Origin of the sequence: Aeromonas sp. ASNIH8 (assembly GCF_002919855.1) — a bacterium.
GTDB classification, from domain to species: domain Bacteria; phylum Pseudomonadota; class Gammaproteobacteria; order Enterobacterales; family Aeromonadaceae; genus Aeromonas; species Aeromonas caviae.
On sequence record NZ_PQLN01000130.1, the window covers coordinates 1 to 9165 of the forward strand.

Here is a 9165-nt window from a genome sequence, read left to right on the forward strand (position 1 = left end):
GACGATTAAAAAGTGTGAAGGCGATCCTGACTATAAAGTTAACTGCATATCACAGGCCTATAAGTATTTGTTTTGTAGGCAAAAAACTATTTTTAATTTTTAACAAAATGTTCACGATCTCGCCCTGATGGCATGGGCTGAGTGGGCTATTCAGAACAAGAAGAGAACCTTTCGCTTGAAATCCACCCGCGGTTCTATTTCGTTGGTGACTAAGTGAGAAATGCACCGCAGGGTGCAGTAATCCAGACGGTTTTCCCCTTTGGAGATGGCCGTCTGCCACCGGCATTTCACCCGAAAAGGGCAGCTTGAGCGTTATCGCTTATGCTGTTGCTGTGCAACAATTTAAGCATGAGGGGGTTTCCCCTCCTGCTTTCCCAGGGGCATAAAATTTCACATGTGAAATTTTTTGTGTCACTCGGAAAGCAAGATTTTGCTCTCTGCTGAGAGTAAAGCGTGAGATAGCTGGTCTCCCAAAACAAACAGCAAACTATCTAAGCCCCTCGGGCGCACAGCGCCCGTTGGGTCATGTGCGTCCTCAACATTTAAGGAACGCATATGACTAACATCGAAAAAATCAAAGCAGAAATGCTGAGCATCTCCAAGAAGACCAAGTTGCCGGAATTTTACGTGGAGGATTTGTCTAAGGACTTATCCCTCGTAGAGACGTTCAGCGGTCACAAGTTGGTATGGGTACTCCGCACTTGCGGGTCTGCCCTGGTGCCGACAAAGGTTGGGGTTCACCCCACTCATGTGACTCACTGGATCTGGGGGAACTCAGGACAGCAAATCATGACGTATTCGGTTGATACCCTTAGCGGCGTCATCGAGAAGATCGACTTCGAAGAAGCGGAACGCATGATCATGCAACCGCCACGCCAGCTCACTCTTTCCCTCGGAAAGGAGGCTATATCCAAACAGGTTAACCAAGTGTTGGCTATTGGGTGTGACCTCAAGGTCTGGGGGGTTTTCGAGTCACCGTCGAACGTTGACTCGATAGGTGGCTGGGCTCAGTGGCAGCAATATTTTCTGGCCTCCGGCAATCACCTAATGGCTGATTTCGTGGGCAAGGCAATTCGCTTCACAAGCCAGCGCTTATAGGGGGCAATCATGATCGAACCTATCAAGCGGCAAGCTCTCGGTTTGGCCGCGTTACAGGTCCTCGAATTTCCCCCTGAGTATTCTGGCAGGTGGAACGAGGCTTTTGAACGGCTCCAGGATGATGTTCGTGAAGGGCGAGAGCCTGGGCATTGTTCTATCCGGGACGGGTTTGAATTCTGGAGTTGGCTTGAGGTGGTCGCTCATATTGAGCGATCTGTCGAGAGGATCTGGAAGCCAATGGAAACTGAACTGCAAGCGGCCAAAGAGCGTGTGCTCATTGCTGCTGCGGATGGATGTGAAGGACAGGTTTTGAATGTTGAATTCGTCCAAAACCTCGACCTGAAAAGCAAACATAATTTGCTGATCAAGGCTCTCACCAGAGCTGTTGAAGAAGCAAACAAAGACTGTGAGACCGTCCGAGAAATGTTTTCCATTCGGTCGTATTCTGGGCGAGGGATGTACGGACGCTACTGTCTTGGTCTCGATATTCCCCCAGGGAAAGATGCCACCCTCGTAGCTATCAAGATGGGGGAGGCGTTCAAATTACTTGGTCAGGGTAGTCAAGACAGCATGGGGCATGGCTCCATTCTGTACTGGCCCCGGATCCGGTACTACTGACACTCAACAACACAACAACCCTCTGGGGCCATGCTGCCCCAAGGGGCTGGTGGCTCCAATACCTTATTAAGGAGCCCCTATGAACAACCTATCCACCTTGGAAACAATGATCACCCGTGACAGTGCGGCTCGTCGCTTTGTCGAACAACTCGATAAGAACGAACTGAGTTCTCTATCCGGGGAGATTTTTGCCAAGTTCTACTGGTACAAACGTAATCCCCAGTGGTTCAAAAAAGATACCAATCGACAATTCGCTCGGCTTCGTTGGGTCTGGCGCATCATCAAGAAACGCCTGAGTACCGGACGGGCCAAGCCTGAATTGACAGTGCATGGTTCGGAGATTGAACGCTTCAAACACTTCGGTGGTGATGCGTGGGTGTTTTTCCAACATCAGCTCAGAGCTGGTTGGGAGATCGCTTTTTCGCCATCCCCTTACAGTGGCTTTTGGGTGAATGTACTTGAGCTCAAGCTCTGCACTTACTGCGAAGGTGATGTGGTCATGATGAAGGCTCCGAATGAGGGTGTTTTTAATCGTGATTATGGTCATTTGTGCCGGTGGTACGAGAACAACTAATCCCTAACCAGGGGCGCATATGCCCCTGACGGGGGTAGGTGCACCCCATCCAAGATGGAGGACACCATGTTCAAATCGTCAGTATGCTCCTATGAAAATCGGGGGCCTTATGGAAACAACAAGTATCGCGGCAACTGCACGGGCCACATCGTAAAAGACTTTATCGAGTCTTACATGAGAAAGCCCGGAGGCCTGGTAGCTGATCCCAGTATCGGGGGAGGCTCTAGTGTCGATGTCGCCAACGAACTTGGTGTTCGATTCAAAGGCACAGACCTGCACCAGGGGTTCAATCTGTTGCGGGACGACTTCCGGACGTTTCTCGGAGAGCCTGCCCATCTAATTTGGTGGCATCCACCTTACTGGGACATGATCCAATATTCCGGTGAGCAGTGGGGAGAGCCGCATAAGTGGGATATGAGTCGAATGACCTTACCTGCCTTTGTGGAAGCGCTGGAGCTCGCAATCATGAATATTCATGATGCTTGCGAACCGGGCGGCCACTACGGGATCTTGATGGGAAACCTGAGGCGGGAAGGGGACTACTACAACCTGTCCAGTCTCGTTGAGCGTCTGGCTCCAGGTAAGCTGGTGGATGAGATCATCAAAACGCAGCACAACTGTGTCAGTGATCGCACTCAGTATGCCGGGAAGCTAGTCCGCATCTCACATGAGAAGTTACTGGTGTTTCGTCGCAGTGATTCCACGACATCGCTTCGTCTTCTTCCTGCTGTTGACCGTAGAGCCACCAAATCGGTTGCGACTACCTGGAGTGCAGCGATAAGGCGTGTGATGCAGGGAAAGACGTTAACGCTAGAGCAGCTTTATCAAGAGATGGAGGCTTATGCGAAACACTTTGATAATAAGTATTGGCGTGAAAATGTCAGGCAGATTCTCGAAGACAGTAAGTTTTTTGTTCAACGCGAGGCCGGTGTCTATGCACTTGCTGAGTAGCCCTTCCGTGGCGTGACTCCCGGATGGGCTGGTCACGTTCTCTGAACCCTAAGGAACATGACCATGAACATTGAGCTCCATGCCAGCAGTGATGTGCTGTTGGTACAGATCGAACGCAAGGGTCTTGCTGTCGAAACACATTGTCGCAGTGGCTTTTGTGGCATGTGCAGGACTCGTCTCGTCAAGGGCCAGGTCGCCTATGAAGAGATGCCGATCGCATTTGTTGACGAAGGGGAAGTATTGGTTTGTTGCGCTAAAGCAAAGACTGACGTGACCCTTAAAATTTAACCCACCCGGAGGGGGCCAACCCCTGAGGGGGGAGGCTCCTCTGAAATATGAGGAAATGAATATGTCCACCAAAACTCAACTGGAACAGATCGCCTACAACCACGCTACCGCGATGATGCTCAGTGAGCGGGGATCGCATGAAAATGGCTATTCAGCCTATCTGTATTTGTGCGAGCTGGCTGAAAAAAACGAAGATCCCAACGAACCGCTACCCGACGACATTTCTGCTTGGGGGCCTTTCGAAAATTGGAATTTGCTCGAAGTTCTGAATCAGATCGACTGCGAGGCCGATGCGCTGATTCCCATGTTGGAGAGTGTTCTGACACTCGCCCACAAAGGCATTGTGCAATCAGCTATTGATTGCGCCCTGGATTCGGACATGAACCTGCTTGACCTGAAAGAGATGGTCGAAAAGGGGAGCGAGCTCGAACAGGCGGAGACTGCTGGAGGTGGGTATGCAGCTTAATCGATACACAGCTCAAAGCGCCGACAAAAGCCGGATCTTGCGAGCCATCGGTTGGTGCCGACGTAACCACCTTTCACTGGCGGGCCTGCCGTTCGATGAGAAGCTAACCGGAATTGAAGGGATCAATCTGGAGATTATTTCTCCTCCGGGTATGTCGCGTGAAATGCTGACCCAGGCCATCAGTGAAGGCTACTCAGATCGTGATGTCGTCAGGCATCGCATTTTGGAGTGTCCTCTTGGTTGGTTCATGGAGGCGGAAGGCCGGTCCTTTGATCAGGACATGTTCCATGACTATGTGGTTGCGCATGGTTATGGTGAGCCTTCTACCGAAGCCTATGAGCTGGCGGAGAAGTGGTTCTGGCAAGGTCATGATTATGCCGTGCTCGCCGCGGAAGTCGTTGCGCGTGACCTCTGCATCTGTGATGACGACGATGATGACTAAGCCAATGGCCGTGATCACCGAGTTATTGCGCATGAACTGTTAACCCACGGGGCCACTCGCCCTGATGGGGGAGGGTCCTCTGTTCACAATGGAGAAGACCATGACAGAACACAGTCAACGGATAGTGTTTCCAGGGAACAATTCTGAGTCGAATGTTGAGGCTAAGGCCATGCTGAGCACGGTTTCGCAAGATGCCAGCCGAGCAAGCAATCCGGAGCATAAACGTGACCTTGAATCGCTTTACGACTGGCTGGATGAGAATATTAATTCTCGTCTGGTGGGCGCGAAGTAACGATGACTCTAACCCTATTGGGGCACTGTGCCCCGTTGGGGACATGGTGCCCGTCTAAGGAGCTACCATGAATGCAGCGAAACTGCTCCAGAATGAAAGCCAGCTTGAGCTACAGCTTTTCTTTCTGGAAGAGATGCCTAAAACCGCAGAGATCATCCCGTTCGAGCAGAAGCTTGAATGGTCTGATGATGAGGTCTGGCAATTACGAGATGGACTGCTTTGGCATAGTCTGAGAGTCCTGGCCGATGGTCGAGCTGGTGCGGAGATCAAGCGGGAGACGATGGGGTGGATGATGTCAGATGACATCCATCCGTTCTCGTTCGTCGTCTGTTGCGCTCAAGCAGGCTATGACCCATCGGGCATTAGGGAAGGCGTCGAGTCTATCCTAAACCGCCTTGCGCGGGTTAAAGTAGGGGGGTAACCCCCTGCTTTCCCAGTGGCACATAAAATCTCACATGTGAAATTTTATGTGCCACTCGGAAAGCCAGATTTTGCTCTCTGTTGAGAGTGAAGCGTGAGATAGCTGGTCTCCCAAAACAAACAGCACACTGCCTATCCTGACCGGTATTGTCGGTCAGACTATTTAAAACCCATTGGGACGCAAAGTTCCCTTTGGGGGAGTGCGTCCTTCTTACCAAAGGAGTACGTCATGAGTGTAAATATCAAAACCCTGATTCTTGAGGCGATCCAAGAGACACTGAAAGTGGCTCAGCATCAAACTCAGAAACAGCGGCCAATCGAGAACCTCAATGCACAGTCTATTTGCGATCGCTTTTTCATCGAAAAAGTTGAGCAAGTGGCACAAAGCAACGATAGCAATGTGTACTGGCTGAGCGCGTTCATTGAAAGCGATGCAGGCTTGGACGAGGCTATTGAGCTCGATGAGGTTGTGAGCAAGTTGAAGGATGGATTCAGTTCCGGCTTTGACCGTTCTGAGTCCGGCCAATATTCCTTCGATGTGTACCACGAAGAGTTCCGTTGATGGCTAATAACATCATGTCGATCAGCCAATAACATCATGCCGATCACTTTTTTTCTGCCCGCGTTTATAGCGTCTTCCTTTTACTCCGCCTGATCGGCATCGGTCAAGTTGGCGCCCTGTTTTCTCATCGATTCTCCCGTTAAGGTCACGCGCACCGCTCTGTGGATCAGTCGGTCCAAGATCGCCTCGGCGAAGGTTGCCTCTCCGATCATCCCGTACCACTTCTCCACCGGCAATTGGCTCGCCACTATCGTTGAGACGTTGCCGTAGCGGGTATCGATGATCTCCAGCAGGTTGCTGCGTTCGCTCGCGTCCAGCATCTCCATGCCCCAGTCATCCAGGATCAGTACCCCTATGTTGCTTACCCGCTCCAGCAGTTTCGGATAGCTGCCATCCGCTTGGGCCAGTCGCATCTCTTCAAGTAGGGTTTTCAGCCGGTAATACCGCACGCCCACTCCTTGCCGGATAAAGTAACGGCCCAGGGCACACGCCAGGTAACTCTTGCCACAGCCTGCCGCGCCCGTCAGCAGCAGATTTTGTTGATGACTCAGCCAGTGTCCTTCCAGCAGTTGGCGGATCTGCGCTTTGCTCACGCCTCGACCCGCCCGATAGTCGAGCTGCTCCACCTGTCCGGCTAGCCGGAACCGGGCTTGCTTCTCCAGGCGGTTGGTTTTCCTCTGCTCCCGCTGCACCAGCTCATGGCTCAGTAATAGTTGCAGCCGCTCTTCAAAACCCATATCCAGGTACAGCATGCTCTGGGCCTGCTGCTGGTTCAGAGCCTGTTTCATGCCGCTCAAGTGCAGGCGGCTTAGTTGTTCATCGAGGTGTAATTGCATCGGCTTCTCCTGATCCGTGGGGTTAGTGGAAGTAGTGCTCGCCATGGACATTGTCATGACGGATGTCTTGCAGCGGATCCTGTCGCTCGTTGGCAATGAGTTGTTGCTCCTCCAGGCCATGCTTGAGCATGCTGCGGATGTTGTGCAGCCGGTTGGCGCCGGTCAGGTGCCCCCGGAGGCAGGCCGCTTCCAGCCGCTCCTTGCCATAGGTTTTGCTCTGCCCCAGCAAGGCCAGGCAAGGGCGCACCGCTTGCGTCGAATGCTCTGCCTGCCGGATAAAGCCATCCACCCAATGCGTGGTGTAGGGGCCGATGGACGCCGCCCAGCCAAGCAGTCGCTCCGGCGACCACTCCAGCAGTGCCTGATGATGCGCGGGCATGTGTTCACGCAGGCTGCTGTGCTGGCCTTTGTGATGACTCCGCTGGTGTTCGGCCACGATCTTGCCCGCGTGGTACAGCGTGACGGTATGCTCGGCCAGATGCGCCTCCAGCCGCTTGCCCTGCAAGGCATAGGGCACTGAGTAATAGTGCTTTTCCAGATCGACGTGGTAGTCCTTACCAACCAGCACCGGCACTACTTTGGTGTAGTGATAGGGATAATCCGGCAACGGCTTGAGCGCCGGTGCATCGAGCTCGGCAAACAGTGAGGCACGGCAGCCAGGCAGCTTCTGGAAGGATTTCTGGTTGAGCCGGGTCAGCAGTTCACCCATTCGCTGATTGAGCTGGGCCAGGCTATGGAAGGTTTCATGACGCAGCACCGCCAGGATCCAGCGGGTGACGATCTGCACGCCCACCTCCGCCTTGGACTTATCCTTCGGCTTGCGGGGCCGCGCGGGCATGATCGCCGTACCGAAATGGGCCGCCAGCATCTGGTAGGTAGGGTTGAGATCCGGATCGGTATTGCGCGCCACGCTGACGGCACTCTTGAGGCAATCAGGTACCACCAATTGCGGCACACCGCCAAAGAACTCGAAAGCGCGCTTGTGGCTCATCACCCAGTCATCGAGCTGCTGGGAGCGGGTGGCCTCGGCAAAGGTGTAGTTGGAGGCCCCCAGCACGGCGACAAAGATCTGGGCCCGGTAAAGGATCTCGCCGGTATGCGGATCGACAATGGGCATGGTCTGGCCGCAGTAGTCGACAAAGAGTTTTTCGCCCGCAATATGGGTCTGCCGCATCGAGGGTTGCAGCAGGGCCGCCCACTCTTTATAGAGCCGACAGAAGTGGTTGTAGCTGTAGTGGGAGCCTGGATGGCGCTCGGCGTACTCCTGCCATAGCAGCTCGAGGGTCACGCCTTTTTGACCTGGTTTTTTGAGTTCCTGATGCAACAAGGCCCAGTTGGGAGTGGGTTTGTGCTGAGTTTTATGGACAGAGCAGGTCTTGAGAAATGCGCGCTCCAGGGAGACATCATCCCAGGACTCAGACAGGGGCCAGGTCATGATACCCAGTTGAGCCGCCCGGTTGAGGTAATAGGATACGGTGCTAGGAGAGATATGCAGGCTGAGGGCGATCTGCCGATGAGCCAGTTGAGCCTGATATTTAAGGCGAAGAATTTCTTTGAGTTTTCTCACAGTGATAGGCCTCGCAGACATGCACGTTCCTCTGTTGGAGCAGATGGGAAAGTGCGGGTTTAACGAAGCGGGGAGAAAAAGTCACCAATAACATGGATGCCGATCATGGTTTCCCATCGAGGGTAAAAAGTGATCGGCGTGGGATGTTATTGAGTGATCGGCATGGATGTTATTACGTGATCGGCATGAATGTTATTGAGCGATCGCCATGCGTGGGAATATGCAGTTGATTTAAAACCCCGCCAGGGCGCGTACCCTGCTGGGATACTGCGTCCTATTTTTGATAGGAGTGCACGACAATGGCATATGCAAGTTTGCTACCAGATAAACGGTTCAATGAGATCTACGACTTGCTGTACCAACGAGTGGCTGCGGCTGCCAACGCTGCGTATAACGCAAAGCTGGCAAAAGCGAAAACCCGTAAGCAGCGTGAGGCCTGTGCAGGGCACTACCCAAGCGACTGGTCAGTTCTATTTGGCCTATGGTGTCGGGACAAAGTGACGAACTTGCATGTGCTTGACTGCCTGCGATTGGGTCATGTCTACAGCGGCCAGGAACTGGCTAATTAGACTGCCCGTAATCAACTCAATTAACGCCAACCGGCGCATCCGCCCGGTTGGGACGCGATGCGCTCACAATTTACTTGGAGAGCATCATGGAAAAATTACACCTCAAAGATGGATACAGCATTTATTTCGCCGATGTCTATTTTGACGACGTGATCTATTCGATGGGTACCGGACTCGGGTTCACTGACGTGATTTACGGCTATTCATTAGGCCGCGATCAACAGGAAGCCGAACAACTGGTGACCGAGAAGTACAATGGAAAAGTTTCTGCAAAGCCCAACGGTGACGAGGTGCGGGTGAAGAAGGTCTATCTGCGACTCGCTCACAGTCAGGACATCAACCGCTACACCTTCCCCGGTAATCCCCCCGAAAAACCAGGGTGCTCATAAGTAGAATTTTCCCGTACCTTGAACGCAGGAGGTTCTACATGAAAACATCACGCTTTAGCGATACCCAGATCATCGCCATCCTCAAACAAGCTG

The 9165-nt window shown here is 52.9% G+C and carries 13 protein-coding genes; 11 read left to right on the top strand and 2 right to left on the bottom strand.

Translation table 11 applies throughout. The features are described 5' to 3' along the window. The first annotated feature begins 555 nt into the window (after nucleotides 1-555). From C3418_RS21360 to C3418_RS21405, 10 genes are all read left to right on the top strand, one after another. Nucleotides 556-1098 carry a hypothetical protein gene (locus C3418_RS21360; protein ID WP_073536845.1) on the top strand — a complete coding sequence of 181 codons (543 nt, stop codon included), beginning with the start codon at nucleotides 556-558 and terminating at the stop codon, nucleotides 1096-1098. A 9-nt stretch (nucleotides 1099-1107) separates the two neighbouring features. Next, nucleotides 1108-1716 carry a hypothetical protein gene (locus C3418_RS21365; RefSeq protein WP_103859242.1) on the top strand — a complete coding sequence of 203 codons (609 nt, stop codon included), beginning with the start codon at nucleotides 1108-1110 and terminating at the stop codon, nucleotides 1714-1716. A 79-nt stretch (nucleotides 1717-1795) separates the two neighbouring features. Continuing rightward, nucleotides 1796-2290 (top strand): hypothetical protein, encoded by a 495-nt coding sequence (locus tag C3418_RS21370; RefSeq protein ID WP_103859243.1) that lies wholly within the window; start codon nucleotides 1796-1798, stop codon nucleotides 2288-2290. A 66-nt stretch (nucleotides 2291-2356) separates the two neighbouring features. Then, complete coding sequence (locus C3418_RS21375; RefSeq protein WP_103859244.1) at nucleotides 2357-3241, top strand: DNA adenine modification methylase; 885 nt, start codon at nucleotides 2357-2359, stop codon at nucleotides 3239-3241. Nucleotides 3242-3298: 57 nt separating this feature from the next. Beyond that, nucleotides 3299-3529: a class I ribonucleotide reductase maintenance protein YfaE gene (gene yfaE / locus C3418_RS21380; protein WP_308457652.1), complete on the top strand. Its 231-nt coding sequence runs from the start codon at nucleotides 3299-3301 to the stop codon at nucleotides 3527-3529. A 61-nt stretch (nucleotides 3530-3590) separates the two neighbouring features. Further along, nucleotides 3591-3995, top strand: coding sequence for a hypothetical protein (locus tag C3418_RS21385; protein WP_043774437.1), 405 nt, complete (start codon nucleotides 3591-3593; stop codon nucleotides 3993-3995). Beyond that, entirely contained in the window at nucleotides 3985-4437 is a 453-nt protein-coding gene (locus C3418_RS21390; RefSeq protein WP_043774434.1) for a hypothetical protein, read from the top strand. Before C3418_RS21385 ends, C3418_RS21390 begins: the two co-directional genes overlap by 11 nt. Before the next feature lie 100 nt (nucleotides 4438-4537). Beyond that, nucleotides 4538-4729: a hypothetical protein gene (locus tag C3418_RS21395; protein WP_103859247.1), complete on the top strand. Its 192-nt coding sequence runs from the start codon at nucleotides 4538-4540 to the stop codon at nucleotides 4727-4729. Nucleotides 4730-4796: 67 nt separating this feature from the next. Further along, on the top strand, nucleotides 4797-5150 hold the full coding sequence (locus C3418_RS21400) for a hypothetical protein (protein WP_011899380.1): 354 nt from the start codon (nucleotides 4797-4799) through the stop codon (nucleotides 5148-5150). A 228-nt stretch (nucleotides 5151-5378) separates the two neighbouring features. Next, nucleotides 5379-5711, top strand: a complete 333-nt coding sequence (locus tag C3418_RS21405; protein ID WP_073536850.1) for a hypothetical protein — start codon at nucleotides 5379-5381, stop codon at nucleotides 5709-5711. Between the two features lie 80 nt (nucleotides 5712-5791). On the opposite strand, the gene istB is transcribed toward C3418_RS21405, so the two are convergent. Both istB and istA read right to left on the bottom strand, forming a co-directional pair. Further along, nucleotides 5792-6547, bottom strand: coding sequence for an IS21-like element ISAs27 family helper ATPase IstB (gene istB / locus C3418_RS21410; protein ID WP_043851824.1), 756 nt, complete (start codon nucleotides 6545-6547; stop codon nucleotides 5792-5794). A gap of 22 nt (nucleotides 6548-6569) precedes the next feature. Then, nucleotides 6570-8135: an IS21-like element ISAs27 family transposase gene (istA, locus tag C3418_RS21415; protein ID WP_043851823.1), complete on the bottom strand. Its 1566-nt coding sequence runs from the start codon at nucleotides 8133-8135 to the stop codon at nucleotides 6570-6572. A 634-nt stretch (nucleotides 8136-8769) separates the two neighbouring features. Here istA and C3418_RS21425 point away from each other — a divergent pair. Continuing rightward, nucleotides 8770-9072, top strand: a complete 303-nt coding sequence (locus C3418_RS21425; RefSeq protein WP_103859246.1) for a hypothetical protein — start codon at nucleotides 8770-8772, stop codon at nucleotides 9070-9072. Nucleotides 9073-9165 lie beyond the last annotated feature (93 nt).